Below are 21114 nucleotides of genomic sequence, written 5' to 3' on the forward strand. Positions count from 1 at the left end.
GGGCGACGAACCGGGGCGCACCGCCCACTATGACGCAAGTGAAGTGGAACGAGGGGGGTGGAACCGCCCCAAAAAAGCCGGATCAGCAATCCGCCTACCATTTCGGACGGGAGCGAATAGACCGCGTGATGTCGGCACCGGAAGTGACCGTGCTGTGTCGTGAGTCTGGCAGGCAGTTTTCGTTTCCTACGTGCGCGAGAGAACGCCGAAGTGGCCTGAGCACGAGCAAACGGGCGGACCGTGCCCGCTCCCATGCTCGCGCAGCGCCGAACGGCGCGAACGCGAACTGATCCTCTTCTACAAGTCACTGCTACGAAGGATGGACCGATGGACGTCTACCTCGACAGCGCCCCCGAGAACATCACGCCCGAACTCGCACCCAGGCCAGAGCGCGTCCTCGACGACCGCTGGAACGGCTGGCTTCGGCCGCTGGCTACCGCCGAGGCCTTCGGCGCCTTCCTCGACGCCTGGCGCTGCAACGACCCGAACGGGACCTGGGGCTACCACCGAGGTCGGCGACCGACTCGTCTGCTCGGTCATCGACTCCGAGGAGCCTGCTGACGACTTCCCCCGGGCAGGTGAGACGGCCGACGGAACCCCGCTCTACGACCTCAGCGGCTGGGCTTGGATCAGCGCGGACCACTGCGGGGACGCTCTGGGATGATTGGGGCATGACCAAGCCCGATACGCGCAAGGGCGACCAGTCCGCGACGAAGGTGCGCGCCGTCCGGGTGTCTGACGACATCATCTGGGAGGCCGCGCTCGCGAAGGCTGCCGAGAACGGAGGGACGGCCGCGGACGTAGTCCGCTCGGCCCTCATCGACTATGCCGGGCTTGAAGATACGACCGGCGTAGTCGGACGGCGGCACCGGTAGGCGAACCGCGTTTCCGGTCCCGCCGGACCGGCTATGAAGCCGATTGTTCGGCGTCCTCCGATGAAACCGGTCGCCGTCGCTTCTTGGGCAGTTGCTCGACGACGACGTCCATCAGTCGGAGCTCGGAGCCCCGAGGCGACAGCGACAGGAGCGAAGAGTCTGACGCCTCGACGGCCCCCGGCCGAGCAGGCTCGACGTGGAGCGCGTCGATGAGGGCTTGTGCCGCCGCGCGCGCCAGAGGCGGTGGAACGCTGTTACCGATCTGCCGGTGCGCGTGCCAGTTCGTCGTGTGGAACCGGAACCAGTCGGGGTACCCGTGGAGCCTCGCCGCCTCCCGGGCGGTGATAACCCTCGGCTCCGTTGGGTGGATGGGGCGCGGCGAAGTGTGCGAACCCCGCTCTGAGCCAGTTCCCGCTCTGAGCGTCCGGGACGGCCCGTCGAGAGGGAGGCGGTAGAACCGACTGATCGGCTCGACCGTGCCGGGGAGTGTCTCGCCGAACCTCTTCACGACCTCCGCCTGGTGAATGGTGCGGCGAGACGACGTAAGCAGGCCCGGGTCCCAAGCTCGCTCGTACGACAGGTCCAGCACATCAGAATCGAGACCTGCCAACCTGCGCGCGTAGGCCGACTGGGACGCTGATCGCGCCAGGAGATCCACGTCCGACAATGTGGCTTCGTCGGACTGCAGAAGAACGTCGTACGTCGATGGGTCAGGCAGACCGCTCAGAGCCTGCTCGACAGTAATAGACCCGGAAACCTGAGCGGGACGCCCGGGCGGGCGGTCACCGAGGGTCCCCAGGACGAGGACGCGCTTGCGTCCTTGTGGGACCCCGAAGTTGACTGCGTCGACAGCGGAGTCGGTCCCAGAGAGCGCGTAACCGGCGGCACGGAGCCTCTTGAAGGCGCCTTCGCGCACCACATCGAACTTGCTCTCGAGTAGGCCGTTCACGTTCTCGAGACAGAACGTCGCTGGACGCAACTCCTCGACCAGCCGAACGAAGTGGCCCAGGAGCTCGTTGCGCGCGTCACCGTCCTCGCGCTTGCCGCCCGACGAAAACCCCTGGCACGGTGGCCCACCGATCAGCGCGTCGAGGCGACCGTCCCACTTCTCATCGGGGCGCACTCGTGCGAAGCCCTTCCGAGCCGCTGCCCGCACCTGATCAGCGGTCACTAGCCCAATGTCCCGGCACAGGATCTCAGTCTGGGGGAAGTTGAACAGGTGGGTGGTCGCGTGTACCGGGTCGTACTCCACAGCCGCGACTACGTCGAACCCCGCCTGCTCGAAGCCCAGGGCCAAGCCACCGACGCCCGAGAACAGATCCACAGCCAGCGGGCGGCGCAGCGGGGCGGGGTCGTACGTCACGGGTTGACGATCGCACACTTCCTCCCGGATCGCACGTCGAGGCCAGACAACGGATTTCGCCCCGGCCAAACCGTCACTCAGGCATGATTCCCGCCATGACTGAGGACAACGTCTCCGGGACCGAAGACCAGGGATCTAGGGTCGAAGCGAAGGCAGAGAAGCGCTTCTTCATCGAGATGCTCATCAAGGACATCGAACTTCTCCCCGCGATCGTTGATCTCGCCGACAACAGCATCGACGCAGCACGTCGCCTACACCCAGACGGCAACCTGGCCGGTCAGTGGGTGAACGTGAATGTCAGTCCCACGGAGTTCCGTATCCAGGACAACTCCGGCGGCATCGACATCGACGTCGCGCGCCAGTACGCGTTCCGCTTCGGCAGGGCGCGTGAGTTTCAAGGCGTGCCGAAGTCCGTCGGTCAGTTCGGTGTAGGCATGAAGCGCGCCATCTTCAAGATCGGCGACGAGTTCGAGGTCACGTCGGCGTACAAGAAGATCAAGACGGACACCCTGGCGCGCGGAGACAGTCGTTTCACCATGAAGGTGGACGTGCGGGAGTGGGAGAAAAAGGACGACTGGTCGTTCACCCTCGGCCCACACGAGGAGGCGACCACTCTCGGCGCCGATGTCGAGGCAGGATCCACGATTGTTGTCAGGAAGCTCCACTTGAGTGTCGCCGATGACTTCAAAGATGGGTCGATCATCGACGACCTAAAGCGCGAGTTACGCCTTCGCCACCAAGAGTCACTTGATCGTGGCCTGACGCTCACTGTAAACGGACGGGCGCAGACAGGAACGCGCCCCACGTTGCAGCAGTCGGAACTCATCTCGCCCATTCGACGCACTTTCGATGTCGCAGTTCCCGAGAAGGACGGCAAGGTCCGAGTAGAGATCTTTGCCGGAACCATCCAGGGCGAGACCAAGCGCGACGGCGACGAGGTCGACCTCGGCGACGCGGAGAGTTTCCAAGACCCGAGCGACGCGGGCTGGTACCTGTTCTGCAACGACCGGCTTCTGATGGTCGCCGACACTAGCTCGGTCACCGGTTGGGGAAACCCGGCCGCCGCATTTCACCCGCAGTATCGCCTCTTCCGGGGGTACGTCTATCTCAGCGCGGACGACGCGTCACTGCTTCCATGGAATACGACGAAGACAGCCGTTGACCGCGATTCAACCGTGTTCCGCAGCGTGGCTAGCGCCATGAAATCAACCCTCGTAGAGGTTCAGGCTGCCATCAACAAGCAGGTCAAGGCGCGGCGCAACTACCTCGCAGACGTCCGTGAAGTGGAAGCGCGTGGAGTGGAGGCACCTCCCGCGAAGCCCCAACTCCTCGCTGCATTCGACGAAACCGACAACGTGCCGCTTCGTGACCTCCCGGACTCTCCCAAAATGGTGACCCCGCCCGAGCCACTCAAGAAGCGTGCCGCCCCGCCTCCTCCCCCTGACTTCAAGCGGATCCAGTACGAGGTCGACCTTGAAGACTTCGAGCGCGTCTCGGTCGTCCTAGGCACCTCGAGCGGATCCGAGGTGGGGCGTCAGACGTTCGCCTACTTCCTCGATGCTGAGGTCCACTGACGTGACCGTCCGTTCCTATGACTTCCGCCCAGCCAAGGCGGCCCAGCGGAGGATGGTCGTCGACGCGTGCCGCCGCCTGCCAGCGATTGAGCGGCTGGACCAGTACCAGTACGTCGGCTTCGGCGGCCTGGAGTTCATCGACTTCATCGAGTTTCACATCGCCCTCGGCGTCCAACCAATGACAAGCATCGAGCGGAACAAGCCCAAGGAGTCGCGCTTCCGATTCAACATGCCCTATGAGTCGATTCGACTACTCATGGGTGAGTCTCGCGACAGGCTCCCCGACGTCGACTGGGACAGTCGACGGGCCATCGTCTGGCTGGACTACACAGATCAGCTAACGACCAACATTCTGCGAGACGTCGACTACGTCGTTCGAACGGCTCGCCCGGGAAGCATGTTGCTAGTCACCATCAACGGTGGGATCAGCTCGGTTCTCGCTGACCGTCTGCCCAATCTCAGGGAGAAGCTCGGCGACCTAGTCGACCAGGAGCTCACTCCGAAGGACATGAAGCGCTCCGGGGCGGCGAGAGAGCAGAAGAGGATCCTCTCTCAGCACGCCTCAACCGCTTGCCGCGAAGCTCACGGACGGCCCTTTCTTCAGTTGTTCGACATTCAGTACGCGGACGGCTCGCTCATGCACACCTGGGGAGGCTTGATTGTCGACGATGAGATGACGCGCCAGGTCGAGCACTGTCACTTCGAGCACCTTGAGTTCATCCGCTTTGATGGGGAGGACCCACTTGAGATCGAGGTGCCCTTCCTGACTGAGCGTGAGATGGAATACCTGCTCAGGAGTCTTGCTGGAGGCGAGGCCGAGGAGGCAACCGAGTTGCCCGACCTCGACCCGGAGCCTGGTGGCGTAGATGAGGACCCAGAGGCGCCGGCGGACGTGAAGCCTCAACCTCCCACGGTCTCGGGCGTGAGTAAGCAGGACATCGAGAACTTCCGTTCGATCTACCGTTACAGGGCTGGTGCTCGGTAGGGCTCAGGCAATCTGCTGGGCATCGGGCTGGCCCTGACTCCAAACAACCTGTTACGAACTGGGTTGTTCGGATAGAGAATCCGCATTTGGACGCGACCATCGACGCGTCGCGTAGTCGAATAATCATCCGCCATGCGCTAGGTGAAGCGAGATCGTAACGCGGCGGCCACAGTGAGGACTGCATATCTGGTCCAGAACCGCGTCACACGGCTTCGGCCCGATGTGCGGGCGTGAAATTCAGCCGGCCTAGACACGACCGTGAGCCCCGACCGCACGGACCGAAGGACCTGCTCCTGCGTGTAAGTGAACTTCTCCCGGAGTATGACCTCCCGCGCCGCCGCGGATATCTGTCGCGTACCTACACGCTCCCGCATGGAGCCGCCTCACGCCGCAGCGAGCGCCGCTCGCAGTAGGCCAGCCAGGGTGGCTTGTGTGCCGAGCCTCGCTCGTCAGTGCACTCGAACCATGCCACGATTCGATGGTGGCGACCGGACTCGGGGGGCAAGATGACGCTCGGGTGTGTGCCTGGTGCGGCGGCAGCATGGAAGGCAAAAAGTCTAGTGCTCTCGCTTGCTCCGTCGCCTGCAACAACGCACGCCTCAACGCTCGCCGCGTGGCGGCGAAGTGGGACAGTGTCGATGCCGAGCGACCATGTGAGAACTGCGGCGTGGCGATGGTCGGCAAGCGTCCCCATGCGAAGTACTGCTCACGCAAGTGTAAGACCGCAGCATCCGACATACGACGCCGAGAGTCTGGTGCGGCGCGAGACCGAGCGCGCTACGCGAACGAGGCGGAGAGCCGGCGCGCGTACGCCAAGCAGTACCAGCAGGACAATCCAGAGCGGATGCGAGCTATCCGACTCAAGCGGAGAGCTCGGATCCGCGCCGCGAGTTTTGTTTTCTCCGAGAGAGACTGGAGACGTCTTCTCAACTACTACCGGCGCTCATGCGCCTACTGCGGCGATGACACGAGGGAACTCCAGCGTGAGCACGTGATCCCTCTGGTTCGGGGTGGCACTCACGGCGTTGGGAACATCGTCCCAGCCTGTGCGCCATGCAACTACGCGAAGAAGGACAAGCTCGTAGTCGAGTGGCGCCGTCCTTCGTTCTCGCCTGTCCGCAAGGGATGGCTGCCCTGAAGCAGGGTGGATCGAACGCGCAGATCGCCCGCCTAAGTGTCCCATTCCGCCGCGATTGCCGCATCAGATACGGGGACCCCTCTCGGTTCGGGTGCGCGGCTGCGAGCCGAGCGGGTCGTCCTTAATCTCGCCGGTGTCTAGGTCGACCTCGACCAGGCGCGGTCGACCGACCGGTCCGGGCTGCTCGTAGGCCCCTCTGTTGACGGGCAGCGCGTCGACGTCGTGGGCAAAAGCGTTCTCACGCCGCTGGGTGCTGGCATCGCCCAGGTGCTCGTTGTGTCGGGGCTTGGCGGGCCAGCTCGTGTGCTCATCGTCGCAATGCGCCCGTAGCCGGTGGCGCACGCGGTCAGTGAATGCCGGCAGGCAGTAGCGGTGCCACTCCTCGAGCGCGTCGCTGGTCATCGCGAGCCCGGCACGACGACGCTGATCGGCCAGCACCGCGAGCTCGTGGACAAGGTGCGGGTGCAGCGGCCAGCAGCTGGGGATGAGTCCGGCGACGTCCCAGGTGTATTCGCGGTTGAGCCAGATCACGACGCCCTCGAACCATTCCCACAGCTGATGTCGAAGCTCGTGGCCGGAGCACGTCGTCGGCTCCCAGGGGCGGGGCAGCAGGGCCTGGTTGCCCAAGGCCTTCTTCTGCTCCTCAGTGCCGTTGATGGCGATGTGGAGCTCGCGGTAGGCCAGCCGGACCTGCTCTCCGGGCACGGGGAACGGGAACACCATCGGGCTGGGCGCGGCTCGTCGGGCCTGTTCGGTCGTCACAGCTCGCTCCTTGTCGGTTCGGTCTGGTCTTCGACGAAGCCGAGGCGGCGTGCCTCAACTAGGGCGGCGGTCGCCCGGGCCTCGGGGGTGATGACCATGCGGCGGTCGTTGGTGAGGCGTGCGCGCAGGGCGCGCTGGTCGGCCAGGAGCCGTTCGCCGGCCTTGGCCTCCACGCAGCGGTGCAGCTTGGCGATGATCGGCTTGCCGTTCTCAGCGATCACCAAGGCCCGCCGCTCGGCGAGTTGACGGACCTCCTCGGGCCGCATGATGGGGATGTCGTCACCGGAGAAGTTGCGGCTCCCCCCGTTGAAGCCACCGGTGGAGTGCGTGACCCGGCCAATGCGGACAGTTCCGAGCAGGTCGGAGATCTCCTGGTTGAACGCGACGTCCTTGGAGCCGCCGAACATCACCAGGGTGTTGGTGAGGCCGAGCAACGCCCGGGACTCGTGCTCGCCGAAGATGCTGGTCAGCTGGGGCCGGGTCTGGGCGGCCCAGATGAACGACAGGCCCAGGGCACGCTCGTTGGCCATCCGGGTGCGCAGGGTCGGCAACGGCGCGGTAGAGGGCAGCTCGTCGAGCACCGAGACCAGGGGCGGGCACAGTCGGCCTCCCCACGGTGAGTCGTTGGCCAGCATCAGCCCGGTATCCAAGACATGTTCGGCCACCGCAGTCATCAGCGGGCTGGCCGATGCGTAGGGGTCCTCGCGGCCTAGGAGGTAGATGGTGCCGCGTCGACGGATCACGTCGGCCAGGTCTGTGACCGGGTGCCCGTGGCTGGGCACGCAGCGGCGGCGAATGTCGGCCTGGAAGAACAGGGACACCGCCTGCTGCACCGTGGTGATCGTGTTGCCGGCGGTGCGGTCGTCGCCGTTAAGCGCACCGTGCAGCAGGCCGTGCCAGAACGGCTCGGCGTGCGGGTGCCGGCGCAGGATCTCCATCGGCTGGGTGGCCGCGGTCGGGTTCGCGACCCACTGCAGGACGTTCTCGAGGTTCTTTCCGGTCAGGGCCGCGGCGTGGAAGTAGCCCTGCAGCACCTTCGCCGACTCCGCTGCGTAGAACCGGGCGGCGTCGTCCCCGGTGCCGCCGGTGATCGCACCCTTAACGGTGCCGGCCGTGAAGGCCTTGGCTCGCCGCTCGGCGATCTTGGGGTCCACGCACCCGGCGATCGGGTCCCAGATGAGCTCGTCGACGACGCCCTCGGCCAGCCCGAACGGGTCGAGCACCACGCACGGCCGGTCGTCTCGGGAGCGTTCGGTGAGGCTGAGCAGCAGGTCCTCGACCTTCGTCAGCGTCACCAGAGCAGCGCCCGGGGCACCGAGCAACGCCGGGGTGAGCAAGTCAAGGGTCTTGCCGGAGCCCTGCGGACCGATCACCCCGGCGGTGCGGTCCCACGGCACCCACAGCTCACCGCCACGCGGCTCGTGCGCGTCCCCGATCCGCCAGCCCACGTCCCACGAATTGAACCGCAGTTTCATCGCTCCCCCTTCCTCCGGCGACCGTTCAGGAGCCACGGGCTGAGCCCGCGGCCGAGCTGCGGCCCGGTCTGTTCGGCAAGGTCGCCGGCGGTGCGCTGAACGGGTGCCGCGGTAGCGGAGGCGTGCTTGCCGTATAGGTCGGGCCGCACGATCCCGGCGACCTTGCGCAGCCGAGTGACGCCCAGGATCTTCTCGGCATCTGCGGCGGTGGCCATGCCGCGCATGCGTCCCGGGCCCCAGCGCTGGTAGGCCCGGGCGCCAGCCCAGATGGTGATGGTCAGCAGCGCAGCCTCGGTCATCGCGAGGCTCACCCACACCAGGCCTCGGCCAGCCAGGCCGTCCGGTGTCGGTGTAGGCAGGCCGGCGTCAGCGTGCCCGCCGAGCACGCCGGGAAGGCTGGTCCAGAAGGCGGTCCCGATCGGCGAGGGGAACGCGCCGGCGTTGGCGTCGGGCCAGGTCCAGCCGGCGCCGGCAACCAGGTTCGCGACGGAGCGGCCCAACTGGAAGCCGATGACGATGACGAACAGGGCCGCCAGGGCCACGGCTACGGGGATCTCCCAGGTCCAGGGGTAGGGGTCGCGGCGTCGCTCTCGCTGCATTGGATCCGCCTCGTGGTCGTAGTGCTGGCTGGTCACCTATCTCTCGGGAGGGCCCGGCAGCGATCACGCAGACCGATGCGGCTTCGAGGCGTTTTCCGCTAGCCAGCTCGAGGGGTCGACGTTGTCGGGTCCGTAGATGGAGCCGTTCTCGAGGTGGACCTCGAAGTGGAGGTGGCACCCCGAGGAGTTGCCCTGCTTGCCGACCTGGCCGATCGGCTCGCCGGCGGCGACTGTCTGGCCGCGGCTGGCGGTGACGTTCTGCATGTGGGCGTACCAGGTGGTCAGGGACCCGGCGCCGCTCGTGACCTTGACCAGCTGTGGGCCGGCCCAGCCCTGGCGGGTGTCGATCTCGATGGTGCCGGTGTGGGCGGCGTAGACGGTCGTGCCGCACGGGGCGGAGAAGTCGGTTCCGGTGTGCCACTTGGTCCAGTAGCGGCCGGTGTCGTGCCAGTTGTGGCTATCGGTGCCGATGTATTGCGCCGGAACCGGGTAGACCACTTCGTCGCAGGATGCGCCCTCGAGGCCGACCAGGGAGACCTGGGCGTTGGGGAGCACATTGATGTGCGGGTGATCCATGTGGTTCTGGGTGGCCGAGCCCCGGTCCTCCATCCGTCGCCAGCCCTCGTCGGTTCGCGCGACCGACCAGATGCGCTGGTGCCAGATGATGTAGTCAATCCCGAGCTCGCGGGCGTGGGTCTGGGCGTACCCCACGAGCGCGTCCCCTTGGGCTTTGCCGGCGGGCGTCAGGGGGACCATGAAGTCGGCCGCCAGGCCGGCCGGGTGACCGTGGGGGTCGGTGGCGCTCTCGCGGTAACCGCCGACGGTCTTGATGTCGAACATCGGGCCGAGGATGTTGACCAGTTGCGTGAGCTGCGGCTTGACCGGGCCGAGGTTGTAGTTGGTCTCCGTCGCGACCGCGCAGCCCGCGCTGCTGCCGGCGGTGGTGGCGAGCACGAGTGGGTGGTCGGCGATCTTGTTGGCTTGGGTGCTGTTGTCGACTTCGGCGTTGGCCCAGGTGAGGTTGGCGCCGTAGATGTGGTCGATGGGCGCGTGGTTCTTGGGCTTCTTGCAGGGCTCCGCTGATCCCCCGAAGGCGTTGCTCAGTTCGGGGGTGAGGACGCAGTGCGAGGAGCTCTGGCCGTCCTTGCCGTCGTTGAAGTCGCCCAGGATCACCGCCGGGGTGCCGGCGCCGGCCAGGTCGGTCATGGTGGCCAGCTGGCGGCGCAGCGCCTCCTTGCGGTGCCCGGCGGCGTTCCCGTGCGTGTTGGCCGGGTTGTGGATGCTCCAGACCCAGATGACCTGTCCGGCGTTGACGCTGTCGGCAGCACCCGTCAGCTGAACGAGTGGCATCGCGACGTCCTTGCCGTGGAAGTACGGGATCTGGACGAGGCGCGAGTCGGTCATCTCCCAGCTGCCGCGGTCCCAGATCACCTTGTTCTGGGTGGTGCCGACGGCCGGGTACATGCCCCACATGGCCGAATAGCGGTCAGCCAGGGCCTTGGCCTGGGGGCCGTGGACCTCCTGGAGGCCGGCGATGGTGACGCCGGCGGTCTCGATCGCGCTGAGTGCCCCGGGCAGCCGTTTGTCCCAGGTCGCGTACCCGGCCTTCTCGTTTCCGCCGCCCGGCTGGTTGTCGGTGTGACCGGCGCCGAGGATGTTCAAAGTTCCGACGGTGATCGCACCGACGGTGTCCTGGCAGTTGCTCGCGTTCGGGCCCGCGCCCTCGACGTCTGGCAGGTCGGGCAGGTCACGGCCGAGCAGGTCGGTGATGTCGCCCGCGACGTCCTCCCAGCGGGCGTAGGCGTCGGGGAAGGCGGAGCGCTGCACAGCCTGCGCGGCCTGGCTCAGCGGCATGGCCTGCCACCCGGGGATGTCGAGCAGTCCGGGGTTGCCGGTGTGCTGGGCTTCGCCGAAGAAGGCGCGAGCGGCGAGGACGGGGTTGGTGACCTCGGCACGGCTTCCCCAGCCGGTCGAGGGACGTTGCTGGAACAGGCCGCCGGAGTCTCGGTCGCCGCCGATGAGGTTGACCAGCTTGGACTCCTGGACCGCGGTAGCGATCGCGATCTGTAGCCCGTAGCGGGGAACCTGGAGGTCGCGGGCAACCTGGGCGATGGTGATCGCGTTGCGGGCCTGCTCGGTGGTCAGGGTCGGGTAGCTGGAGGCGAAGCGCAGTCGCATCAACTGGGCGAGCACGTCGCCGGTCGGCGGTTTTCCGGCCGAGGTCGTTGTGTTTTGGGCGGCGTTCACCACCCCGTCACTGGTGGCCGCGGTCGTGGGGGCACGCTCGGCACCGCTCCTGGCGACGCGGGCGGCGGTCCAGTGGTGGTCGGAGCGGCGCGGGATATTGGCCTGCGCCAGGGTGGTCTTGGCCCTGAATGGGCCGCCCACTGGGTCGCCGATAACGCCGGGGTCGCCGTGCTTGGTGGGTGCGGTCTCGCTGGTCTGGGTGCGGCACTCGGCGGCCGCGGTCGTGGTCATGACCACCATCAGGGTCACGACGAACGGCATGGTCATGGAGGCGAGTAGGACCGGCAGTCCGGCGAGCAGCAGCTTCTTCACGACAGGTCAGTCCCGAGCGCTTCAGCCGGCGGCCGCGATGGCGTCGTTGGTGTAGTAGAGCTCCTTCTCCAGCGGGTGGAGCACTGTCTGGACCTTGTAGGTCGCGTCTCCGACGCACCACAGCGCCCGGCCTTTGTCCTGCATCGCCCACCCCGAAACGAGCTCTTGGGCGATCGGACCGAACCCGAGCATCGAGTCGAGCTCACGGGCGACGCGTGGCTTCTGGCCGCCGAGGATCTTGATGTCGGCCAGCTCGAGGAGGTCCTTGGCGATCATCGCGGCCTGGGAGTCGGCGTCGCCGACCGAGAGCAGATCGGAGGGCTTGTGGAGGTTCGCGAATTGGATGTCGCCGACCTTGCCGGCCATGCCGCGGGAGAGCCGCAGGTCGGCGTCGAAGCTCATCACCGCGGAGACGCCGAGGCGCATCTGCTTCCAGACCTCGTCGCGCACGACGATGCGCAGGTCGCCTGGCTCGGCGATCTCGCGCAGTCCGCGGCCCCAGGAGTTCATGCACAGCAGCGCGATGCCAACCGCCTCGTCCCCGAGGCCGTCGAGCCGGGAGAGGCTGAACGACTGGATCGGGGCGCGCCAGTCGACCTCGACGTTGGTGAAGTCGTCGAAGAGGCCGGCCAGGGTGCCGGTGACCAGGACGCCGAGGGCATTGCGCAGGAGACGGGTCTCGTCGAGGAACTGGCGGGTGTTTCCGTATTCACACGCCCGGACGAGCTCTTCGGTGGGGCTGCGCAGCAGGTGCCACAGCCGCGGGATGGTGGTCTCCTCGAGGATCGAGTTGCCGGCGGCGTAGCCGGTGAGTATCGCCAAGGCGTTGCGGACGACGTCGCTCTCGTCGGGCCCGAACGGCACGCGGCGCTCGTCGTCGATCTTCATGCTGCCGACCAGGCCGCGGACTAGGATCAGCCACCGCTTGAAGATGATCGTCGTGCGCCGACGGGCCTCCTCGGCCGAGAGCTTCTCCCAGTCGTAACCGAGGGGACCCATAGCGAGGGGGTTGATTCGGGCCGGCAGGCCTGGTCCGATCACGAACGGCTCGACGCCGAGCGCGCGGCACAGCGACTCGTACTCGTCCTTGGGGTCGCCCAGGACCAGGGTGCGGTAGCCGAAGGACATCATCCGGGTGCAGAACGCCTTGGTGGTGCCGGACTTGCCGGTGCCGGGCTTGGCGAACTGGAAGATGTTCGGGTTGGTCGCCGGTACGTCGTCGCGCAGCACCCAGCCGAAGGGGTCGCAGTAGAACGATCCGCCGGAGAGCTGGTCGACGCCCATCTGTGCCCCGGTCGGGGGCAGGGACGGCGCGGACACGAACGGCCAGAACACCGGTGCCTGGTCGCTGGTCATCCGCCAGGCCTGCGCCGGGGCCGTGGCGGGGGCCCAGCCGCGGCCGCGACGCGCTGTGCCGCGGCGCGGTGCGTACTTGAAGATCCGGGACTCCTTGGCCTGCGGGGCGAGGGTGGGGATCGTGGGCAGGTCGTGGCCGAAATCGGAAAGCAGGGCGGCCATGTCCCTGCCTTGCTCGGCACCGCCGCGGTTCGGGCGGGTGGTGGGCATCAGGCGTCTCCGCTTCGGGTCAGGCTCGTCCCAACAGGGATGGTCGAGGCCGCGAAACCGACGTCCTGGGCCAGGTCGAGCCGCAGCGGCGCGAACCCGGCGCGTCGGATCGAGGCGTCCAGGCGGCGGCCGAACTCGGTGATCCGCAGCGTCTTGGGAACCGTGACCGTGCAGACCGCGTACGGCCGGACCAGCGCGTTGCCGTGGGCCAGTTTGGCGTCCAGGCCGCGGGCCTTGTGGGCCTCGTCGCGCTGCTTGGCGCGGGTCTTGCGGCCGAGCTTCTCGTTCATTCCCTCGGCCAGGTCTGCGGCCCACTCGGCGTTGCCGGACTGTCGGTCGGCCCTGGACTGGGGCACGATCGGGAAGGCGACGACGAACGAGCGTCGCTCATCGGACTCACTCGGGGTGAGGATCGGCGCCAGGGCGCCCATCGCCACGCCGCGGGTCGGGAGCTTGATGGTGGCGCTGATCGAGTTCCACGCGTCGTGGCTGTAGTGCCGCACCGTCGCGTCGGCGCCCGAGGGCCCGGCCAGCGCCCACGGGACGTCGGCGTTCATGCTCGGGTCCTTCTCCCGCATGGCGAGGGCCTCGACGATGCCGGCGCGGTCGCCTGGGGCGAACCCGGTCCGGGACGCCAGGGCGAGTTCCGGCGAGGTGAGCCAGCGAACCGATGTCATCCCCATCGGGCCCCGCAGCTGGGCCTCGATCTCGGCCATGAGCAGGTAGAGCTCGCGGCAGCGGCCCTCGAAGCCACCTCCGGACTCCTTGGCGGATCGGACGATGCGTGTCTCCGGCACGACGATTGTCACGAACTGCTCGGTGCGAACCGACGCCTGGGTGAGGCCCACCGCGAGGTCGCTGTTGACGACCGCGGACAGCTGGGGGGCATGGGCGCGGCGGTGCTTGTTGACCCACAGATCACGCTCGGCGCCGTCCTCGGGGACGGTGCGAACCATGAACAGGATCTCGTCAATCTTCTCGGTGCGGCCGGCCACGTCGAGCAGCCCGGCCAGCGCCTCGCCGTAGCGGCCCCGCTCCTCGGTGTCCTTCATGCCGATGCCGGGGTGGACGAGCGAGGCAGTGACTGCCCAGCTCCTCGTGGCGTCATCGTGGATCACTCCGACCCGCTGCAACTGGGAGCCGTGCGGCGGGCCGTCGTGGATCTTGATGCCCTGCAGCACCCCGGGAAGGTCCGGGGTGTCAAGGTCCTCGGCGCGCCCCACGCTGGCCCTGGCACGGAACGAGGTCCAGCCGAGCAGCCCGCCGCCGGCGTACATCGTCGAGGCGAACACCCAGCCGGTGGCCGAGCGGCCCCGGACCGGGATCACGGTGATGGCCAGCAGGAACAGCCAGACCAGGGCGAACAGGAACGCGGAGAACCACGCTGCGCGGCTGATCGCCCAGAACGCCGGCAGGCTAGCCAGCGCCAGGAAGATCAACTGGCCTCCGGAGAGCCCGAAGAACCAGCCGATGCGGTCTCGCTGGTAGTCGGCATAGATGGTCATCGTCGGTTTCCTTTCGACTCACCAGATGTCGATCGGGGGTGGGGCAGGTCCTGCGGCGTAACGGCTACACCGCCACCGGGGGGATCGCGCCGCCGGCTGCGCCGGCACCGCCGGCACCTCCAGCCGCTCCCCCGCCGCCAGCGGCCGGGGTCTTGGGAGCCGCTCCGGCGCCACCGCTGCCTGGCCCGCCGGAGCCGCCGCCGGGTCCGCCGCCGGTGGGCAACGTCGGCGGGATGGGCGGAGCAGGCGGGGCCGGCCGCGGCGAGTCGTCGTCACCGTCGCCCGGCGAGCCCGGTTGCGTGCCGCCGCTCTGGTCGCCCGACTGGCCTCCGGATTGGCGGCCACCCAGCCCGCTGAAATCGGGGCCGTAGGTGCTCTGCCCGACACCGGCCTGGTTGGTCTCGTCCGACATCAAGGACGTGGCCTTCGCACCGGCGCCGCTGACCATCCCGAGCCCGACAGCGAACGCCTGTCCGACCGGACCGAAGCTGCCGAGAACGCCCTGAGTGGACTTGTTGAATCGGTCGCCGGTCGAGGCCTCGGCGCTCTGCTCACCCGACGAGCGTCCGTTGCCGTCGGTGGTCGACGCGGCCGACGATCCGCCGCCGGCACCGCCGCCGAGCAGACCCTGGAGGCCGCCCTGGGCGGCCATGCCCTGCCGGAACGACGCGCCGCTGGGGGTGCCGGGGTCGACGAAGGCGAGGAGCTTGAACAGCGCCAGCGGCGCGACGACGCTGATCAGGATCGTCATCACCGCCGGCAGGGCCGTGCCGAACGCCTTGGCCGTGCCGTCGGCGAGGTGGGCAGCGACGCCATTGGCGAACTGCACACCGATGCCCAGCACGATCACCATCAACGCCGGGGTGAACGCTGCGGCGTGGAACCAGCGCAGCGACTTCCAGAACCAGGATCGAGCGAAGTCGGAGACGAGCCCGGCCGCCGAGAGCGGGCCGGTGGCGGTGAGCACCAGCAGTGAGGCCGCGCGGGCGAGGTAGACCAGCACGTGTCCGATCGCGGCCAGCCACAAGAAGATGCCGAGGAAGGCGAGCGCGGTAGCCACGCTGGCGTCGGTGATGTCGTCGATGCCGAGGCCGCCCAGGGGGTCCCAGTCGGGCCAGGTCTGCACCTTGAGCAGCGACTTCATCAGCGCCTTGGTGATGGCGCCGCACGCGGCGACGATCATCACGCAGTAGCCGAACCAGCAGGCGCACACCAGGACGAACTGGCCGGCGCCGATGAGCGCCCGGGCGAGGCCCTTGCCTTCGCGTTTGAAGGCCGCGGCGCCGAGCTGGATCATCGCGAGGATGACCACCAGGGCGAGCGCGAGCCAGAGGGTGAAGGCGTAGACGTCCTTGCCGGGTCCGTCGGCGCTCAGGTCGGGGGTCAAGAACAGCTCGGAGAACGTGAGCACGATGCGCAGCACGAACAGGCCGGAGTTCCAGACCGCGAGCATGGCCGCGGTCCAGGCGTCGGCCGCCGCCTTGGCGATGACGTCGCCGATGGCCTCGAACGGGTTGGGGATGTCACCGAGGCCGGGGATGGCGGCGCCGAAGAGGTCAGCGGGGCTGGCGAGACCGGGGATGCCGGGCGCGCCCGGAAGATCGCCGCGGAGCCCGTCGCAGACCGCGTCGAGCAGCCCGCACCCACTAACTCCCGCCGCCACTCCCCCGACTCCTCTAGCGCACCCAGTGAGGCTGGGGTCGTCGAGGCACTCCTGGACGCCCTCGATCTGGCCCGCGATCTCGTCCTTGACGGCCCCGGCCGCATCCTTGCCGCACTTCAGCGGGTCCTCCGCGCACTCCAGAGCGTCGCCGCCGAGGTCGCACAGCTCGTCGGGGCCAAGGCAGCCCATCGTGTGGGGGCGGGCCGGCAGCTGGCTGGTGGTCTCGACCGTGGAGACCTGCGCTTTGCTGGCTGCCGTGCTGGTCACCGGCTCGGCTGCGACGGCTGGCGGTTGGATGGTCGTGGCGGCTCCGGGAAGCGTGGTGAGGACCAGGACCGCCAGGGCGCCGATGCCCAGCCGGCTCACCCGGTGAAAGAGGTCGGCGGTGCTCACTGGGGTGCTCCGCTGATCGGGATCCAGCCGGCCTGCTTGTACTCCCCGGTGCCCGGCGCGACCGCCTTGGGCTGTCCGGTGGAAACCAGGTGCTCCACGTCTGCGGTGCTGCCCTGGACCAGGCGCCAGTCACCTACGCCGTCGACCTCGAGCCACCGCATGAGTTGGGTGCCGGCGTAGAGGCCGTCGCTGACCTTGCCGTTGGTGGTCGTGAGGGTGACGTAGCTGAGCAGGTTCACCGCGTAGTAGCCGGTGTCGAGCTCCTCGAGGGTGTAGGCCAGCGGCGTCACGGCGTACGTCGCGGGAGGGGGGGCCTCCCCCTCCTTCGGAACGTCGGCCTGCTGGCGGCGCAGCGCGACAGCATCGCGGGCGCGCTGCTCGAAGACGGCTTTGTCCTCGGGTTTGGCGTACAGGCCGGCGATGGCGGCGGCTCGGTCGTAGTCGAACCCGACCTGTGCCCTGGCGACCTCGACCTGCAGCGCGACCGCGCCCAGGTCGGTCTGGGGGAACCGGGTCGGATAGCCGTCGACATGGTCAGCGCCGGTCGGGATCACGACGCCGTCTGCGGGTGCGATCTCCGGAGCGAGCCGATCGACCACGTCGTTCCGCCCCTGCTGGCCGGTCTGCGATGAGTCCTCGGTGGTCTTGTCGGTGCCGCCGTTGTCATCAGTCCGGCCGCGCGCGCCGAGCCAAACGGCGGTCGCCACGAGAGCGGCGATCGCCACCAGGACTCCCACGCGCAGCAGGGTGGTGCGGGCGTCGCCCATCGAGTCGTCGATCCGGTTCCTCATCGCGTTGCGCATCTCAGTGCTCCCCTTCCGTGTCGCCGGAGTGGGCGGGTTCGGTGGTGTGGTCGGTGGACCAGGTGCACCAGCCGGCCGCCTGTGCCAGCGGGGTACCTGGCCAGGTCGCGGGTGCGGGGGCCGGCGGGGTGCCGGGGGCGACCATCCAGCGGCCCCCGACCCACTGCATGCGCTCGCAATGCGCGAAGGCGATCTGGCCTTCGGACTCGTAGGCGGCGCTGACCTTCATCAGCACGCAGACCGTTGCCCAGTCGGGGCCGTCAGTTCCCTTCACCAGCGCGGCGGCCGGCTGCAGGGACACCGAGGCGCGGGGGTCCTTGACTTCGCCCATCCCGGTGCTGGAAAGGAACGCGCGGACGCTGGCGGCGATCCACCAGTCCTCCGCACGGACCCCACCGGGCAGCGCCCAAGTGTCGTAGACCTCCTCGGCGGTGCTCATGCTCATCGACTGCAGCACCGCGAGATCGATCTGGGCCAGCTGGCCGATCGCACCCTCCGGGGTGTGCGGAAACCCCGTCATCACGAACGCGGGTCCGTTGACTCCGGTCCCGCTCGGGATCTTGATCTCCGGTGCCTCGGTGCTGGTAGTCCCAGTGCGTTGTGTGGGGAAAGCGGCGCTCTCGGGCACGGTCAGCATCGGCTCGGCCGCGATCTCATCGCGATGCGCGGCACCGCGGGCCACCGTCGAGCGCTCGGTCTCGCCGGTGGCAACACCGGTGTTCGCGCGGGCCTCCTCACCGACACCGGCGATCGCCAGGTAGACCGCGTATCCAAGGCCGCCGAGCAGGAGCACCGCCACGGCGACGGCGGCGGCCAGAATGCCGAGCAGCCGGCGCCGGCTCCACTCGCTAGTACCTGGTGCCTTCGCCGTGGCTGCGCGCCGCATCAGATGCAGCCCTTGCCGAGGATCCCGTTGAGCATCCCGGGAAGCACCAGGTAGGCGATCGCGCAGGCGAACACAACCACCACCGAGATCACCCCGACCTTGGACGCGTGCGGCAGGGAGAAGACTCGGCCGGCGATGATCGCGCCGATGGCGATGATGATGCCCAGACCGAACAGGACGATGACGCCCCACAACACGTAGCCGGTGATCTCGTTAGTGGGGCCGACAGCACCCGGAGGCGCCTGCGGGCAGACAGCCATCACGGTGGTTGCGGTTGCGGTCATGACGTCCATGGGTGGACTTCCTTTCCGGGTCCTGCTGACCCCGGGCGGTCAGGCGCCTTCGCTGGTGTCGGAGGGCAGGCATGCAGGCTCGAGCAGCTGACGTGCTGCCGAGATCAGGGACGCCGGGACGGGTCGGGAGTCCAGGCCGTTGACCGCGAGCTCGCGGTCCTCGGGGATCGCCACGCACCGGTCCGTGTCCAGGACGCGGCGGACGGTGAGGCCGCCTGCGTGCTCGAGGCCGCGGGGCCACTTCTTGCGGTGAGCCCCGCGGGCGGCCAGGGCGATCTTCTCGGGCTGCCAGTGACTGGCCAGAAGATCCATGGCCACGCCGGCGCGACGCATCCCGGGGGTGGTGGCGGTGGTGACCAGCACGATCTGGCCCGCGGTGCGGACAGCTTCGGCCAGCCAACAGTCCGTGGCCAGCAACTGGCCGGTCTCCCAGCCGATGTCGAGAATGGTCAGCTGGGTCTCGTTCGGTGCCTCGGTGGGCAGCGGGACGGCGTCGACGCCGGCGAGGACCTCGCTGACCCGCTCAAGCAGGACATGGTCACGCTTGCCCTGACGCCAGTTGTTCGGGCGCAGGCCGAGCTCGGCGGTGCTCGCCGCGGCGAGTCCGGAGGCAGTGACCGAGCAGCACTCGATGACTCGGACCGGGGCGGCTGCAGCGAGGCCGATGGCCAAGGCGACGGTGCTTGCGCCGACCGAACCCGCGGCCCCGATCACGGCGACGGTGTGCTCGCCGTCGGCCGGTGACCAGTTGTCCTCCGCGGCGCTGCCGCGGCCGCGGTCGCGACCGCGGGGGCCCTTGCCAGCGCCGGGCCCGGCGCGGAACTCGCCGGCGTTCAGTGCGTGCCAGGCGCGCTTGAGCTCGTCGACTCCCACCGGGCGGCTCGGGGCCTGGGTGCTCACAGGGCCTCCCCGACGGCGCCGCGGCGGAACTCGAGCGCGGCGCGGACCTCGGCCGGGGTCAGGGTCGCCAACTGCGCCTTCGCGGCCTGGACTTCGTGCAACTGGACGACGCAGCCGGTCAGCTGCTCGATCGCCTCGATCTCGCAGGCCGCGATCGTGAACAGCTCGGCGATCTGCTCCGGCGTACGGGGCTCGCCTTCGTGGGAGTTTGTCATGGGCTTCAGCACCTCCAGTCGCCTATGCGTCGCCGGGTGGCGCGAGCGATCGCTTCCGGGCCTATACGTCATCGCCGAACCTCCTCGGGGCGGCCGCGGCGAGGGCGCGCATGGCGCTAGATCCGTGGCGACGGACGGTTGCCTCAGAGACCCCGATACGGGGCGCGACGCGACCGGACACCTCGTTGCTGAGCAGGCCGCCGTACCCGCGCGCCAGCCTGCGCGTCTCGACTCGGTAGGCCTCCTCAACCAGGCAGAGCAGCAGGTACCGGTCCGTGGGGCTGATGACCTTGCGGTCGCAGGCCCACGCGAGCAACTCCAGAAGTTCCTCGGTCGCCGACTGTTCCTCCTGTTCGGGTCCAGCGTCAGTAAGGATCTCCGGGTGGTGACACAGAGCCCCCGCGATCCCACCAACCGACGATCGCCTCGAGTACCCGGCACCGCCGTGGGCGCTCGTAACGTCCCCCGAAGCGAAGGACTCCACGAGGGTGGTGTTGGCCCAGGTGCGGTCGGCGCGGGAAACGTAGAAGAAGTCGCCGACCTCCCGAAGGACACCGACGCGGGTGTTGATCAAGACGTTGGCCGCGACTTTGCGGAGCCGACGCCACTTAAAGGTACGGACCTCGATCCAGAGCTGGGAGGCCACGAGCTCGTCGATCCGCTCGACTGCTGACCAGGTTCCGGCCATCACGGGTTGGCTGTCGCGCAAGACCTCGCGCAGCGGGAGGGTGCTCAGCCAGCCAGCCAGACGGGAAGCGCCCGGCAGCAGGCACTTGGCAAGAGCAGCCGCAGCCACGATGTCGTCCCCACCATCAGGGGCCGCCAACATGGCCAGCGCCAAGAGGACCTCGTCGGAGGCTGCGTAGTCCACCGCCGGCAGCCACGCGCGGAGGTCGTCAAAGTTGTCGACCACCCCAAGTCCCGGATGGGCCGCCACCCAAGCCGGCCACTTCTGGCGGGCCCGGTCGAGCAGTTCGCTGTTGTCATCGAGGCCGAGCTGGTCGCCCACACTCATCGCGCTCACTCCTTTCGTCCGTGACTAAGCACGGCAGAAAGGTCGCGAACGGACGTCCCCTCATCCGTCCTCCCAAGCCCCTGATTCGAGGGGGGGACGCCTGCACGACGGAGATACGACGTCGCGTTTACCCAGGTCAGGGCAGGGGGACGCCCTCGTCCCCCCCGAAAAATGGAGAAGTTCCCGGTCGACCGATGAACAGCCTTCTTCTTACCGATATGCAGGCGACAGCTCCCACGCGTCCAACTGACCGCTGAGAGAGCAATGACGCCCGGCGATGTGAGTGAATCCGACAGGGGCTTCGCGGCGGGGACCGGCGGGTCGCTCCAGCGGACCTCGGAGATCGTCACCGCCTCGGCGACGTGTACTCCGCCGCCGAGATTGGCCAGCCGAGTGCCTCGGCCAGAGCTTTGCCCATCGACCCGACGCTCGCTGTATCGGTGCTCCTGCTCTTAGTCGGGTGGTACATCAACGAGGCCAACCGCACCGAGCAGATCTGGCGGAGGAGAACCGAGCGAGCCTCGTGCTTGAGGCGGCGCGCCTCC

General features: G+C 68.2%; 19 protein-coding genes. 5 read left to right on the forward strand and 14 right to left on the reverse strand.

Annotated features, from left to right (window positions below; genetic code table 11):
• Positions 1-327: 327 nt before the first annotated feature.
• Entirely contained in the window at positions 328-561 is a 234-nt protein-coding gene (locus tag GFH29_RS12205) for a hypothetical protein (protein WP_153323995.1), read from the forward strand.
• A 110-nt stretch (positions 562-671) separates the two neighbouring features.
• The gene (locus GFH29_RS12210; RefSeq protein ID WP_153323997.1) at positions 672-875 is read left to right on the forward strand and encodes a hypothetical protein; all 204 of its coding nucleotides are present in this window, start codon (positions 672-674) and stop codon (positions 873-875) included.
• A 31-nt stretch (positions 876-906) separates the two neighbouring features.
• On the opposite strand, the gene GFH29_RS12215 is transcribed toward GFH29_RS12210, so the two are convergent.
• Positions 907-2238, reverse strand: coding sequence for a DNA cytosine methyltransferase (locus GFH29_RS12215; protein WP_194289057.1), 1332 nt, complete (start codon positions 2236-2238; stop codon positions 907-909).
• A gap of 95 nt (positions 2239-2333) precedes the next feature.
• Between GFH29_RS12215 and GFH29_RS12220 the strand changes: the two genes are divergently transcribed.
• The 3 genes from GFH29_RS12220 to GFH29_RS20915 all read left to right on the forward strand — a co-directional run bounded on the left by GFH29_RS12220 (position 2334) and on the right by GFH29_RS20915 (position 5935).
• A complete protein-coding gene (locus GFH29_RS12220) occupies positions 2334-3812 on the forward strand; it encodes an ATP-binding protein (protein WP_194289058.1) in 1479 nt (492 codons plus the stop codon).
• 1 nt (position 3813) lies between these two features.
• The gene (locus tag GFH29_RS12225) at positions 3814-4797 is read left to right on the forward strand and encodes an O-methyltransferase (protein WP_153324003.1); all 984 of its coding nucleotides are present in this window, start codon (positions 3814-3816) and stop codon (positions 4795-4797) included.
• Positions 4798-5641: 844 nt separating this feature from the next.
• Positions 5642-5935 (forward strand): HNH endonuclease, encoded by a 294-nt coding sequence (locus tag GFH29_RS20915; protein ID WP_416224785.1) that lies wholly within the window; start codon positions 5642-5644, stop codon positions 5933-5935.
• A 63-nt stretch (positions 5936-5998) separates the two neighbouring features.
• Here GFH29_RS20915 and GFH29_RS12235 read toward each other — a convergent pair whose 3' ends face one another.
• The 13 genes from GFH29_RS12235 to GFH29_RS12295 form a co-directional block, all read right to left on the reverse strand.
• Positions 5999-6697 carry a hypothetical protein gene (locus tag GFH29_RS12235; RefSeq protein ID WP_228387459.1) on the reverse strand — a complete coding sequence of 233 codons (699 nt, stop codon included), beginning with the start codon at positions 6695-6697 and terminating at the stop codon, positions 5999-6001.
• Entirely contained in the window at positions 6694-8172 is a 1479-nt protein-coding gene (locus GFH29_RS12240; RefSeq protein ID WP_153324007.1) for a type IV secretory system conjugative DNA transfer family protein, read from the reverse strand. Before GFH29_RS12240 ends, GFH29_RS12235 begins: the two co-directional genes overlap by 4 nt.
• Positions 8169-8807 carry a hypothetical protein gene (locus tag GFH29_RS12245; RefSeq protein WP_194289552.1) on the reverse strand — a complete coding sequence of 213 codons (639 nt, stop codon included), beginning with the start codon at positions 8805-8807 and terminating at the stop codon, positions 8169-8171. Before GFH29_RS12245 ends, GFH29_RS12240 begins: the two co-directional genes overlap by 4 nt.
• Before the next feature lie 27 nt (positions 8808-8834).
• Complete coding sequence (locus tag GFH29_RS12250; protein ID WP_153324010.1) at positions 8835-11330, reverse strand: M23 family metallopeptidase; 2496 nt, start codon at positions 11328-11330, stop codon at positions 8835-8837.
• A 21-nt stretch (positions 11331-11351) separates the two neighbouring features.
• Complete coding sequence (locus GFH29_RS12255) at positions 11352-12848, reverse strand: ATP-binding protein (protein ID WP_228387460.1); 1497 nt, start codon at positions 12846-12848, stop codon at positions 11352-11354.
• Between the two features lie 47 nt (positions 12849-12895).
• Positions 12896-14401 (reverse strand): SCO6880 family protein, encoded by a 1506-nt coding sequence (locus GFH29_RS12260; protein WP_153324014.1) that lies wholly within the window; start codon positions 14399-14401, stop codon positions 12896-12898.
• Between the two features lie 64 nt (positions 14402-14465).
• Positions 14466-16457, reverse strand: coding sequence for a type IV secretion system protein (locus tag GFH29_RS12265; protein ID WP_153324015.1), 1992 nt, complete (start codon positions 16455-16457; stop codon positions 14466-14468).
• Positions 16454-17248, reverse strand: coding sequence for a hypothetical protein (locus GFH29_RS12270; protein ID WP_153324018.1), 795 nt, complete (start codon positions 17246-17248; stop codon positions 16454-16456). Before GFH29_RS12270 ends, GFH29_RS12265 begins: the two co-directional genes overlap by 4 nt.
• A 13-nt stretch (positions 17249-17261) precedes the next feature.
• Positions 17262-18146: a hypothetical protein gene (locus GFH29_RS12275; protein WP_153324020.1), complete on the reverse strand. Its 885-nt coding sequence runs from the start codon at positions 18144-18146 to the stop codon at positions 17262-17264.
• The gene (locus GFH29_RS12280) at positions 18146-18439 is read right to left on the reverse strand and encodes a hypothetical protein (protein ID WP_153324022.1); all 294 of its coding nucleotides are present in this window, start codon (positions 18437-18439) and stop codon (positions 18146-18148) included. The genes GFH29_RS12275 and GFH29_RS12280 overlap by 1 nt, the downstream gene beginning before the upstream one ends.
• A gap of 39 nt (positions 18440-18478) precedes the next feature.
• On the reverse strand, positions 18479-19339 hold the full coding sequence (locus GFH29_RS12285) for a hypothetical protein (protein WP_153324024.1): 861 nt from the start codon (positions 19337-19339) through the stop codon (positions 18479-18481).
• Positions 19336-19566 (reverse strand): hypothetical protein, encoded by a 231-nt coding sequence (locus tag GFH29_RS12290; RefSeq protein ID WP_153324026.1) that lies wholly within the window; start codon positions 19564-19566, stop codon positions 19336-19338. Before GFH29_RS12290 ends, GFH29_RS12285 begins: the two co-directional genes overlap by 4 nt.
• A gap of 49 nt (positions 19567-19615) precedes the next feature.
• Complete coding sequence (locus tag GFH29_RS12295; RefSeq protein ID WP_153324027.1) at positions 19616-20569, reverse strand: hypothetical protein; 954 nt, start codon at positions 20567-20569, stop codon at positions 19616-19618.
• Between the last annotated feature and the right edge of the window lie 545 nt (positions 20570-21114).

Source organism: Nocardioides sp. dk884 (genome assembly GCF_009557055.1).
In the GTDB taxonomy this organism is placed as follows: Bacteria; Actinomycetota; Actinomycetes; order Propionibacteriales; family Nocardioidaceae; genus Nocardioides.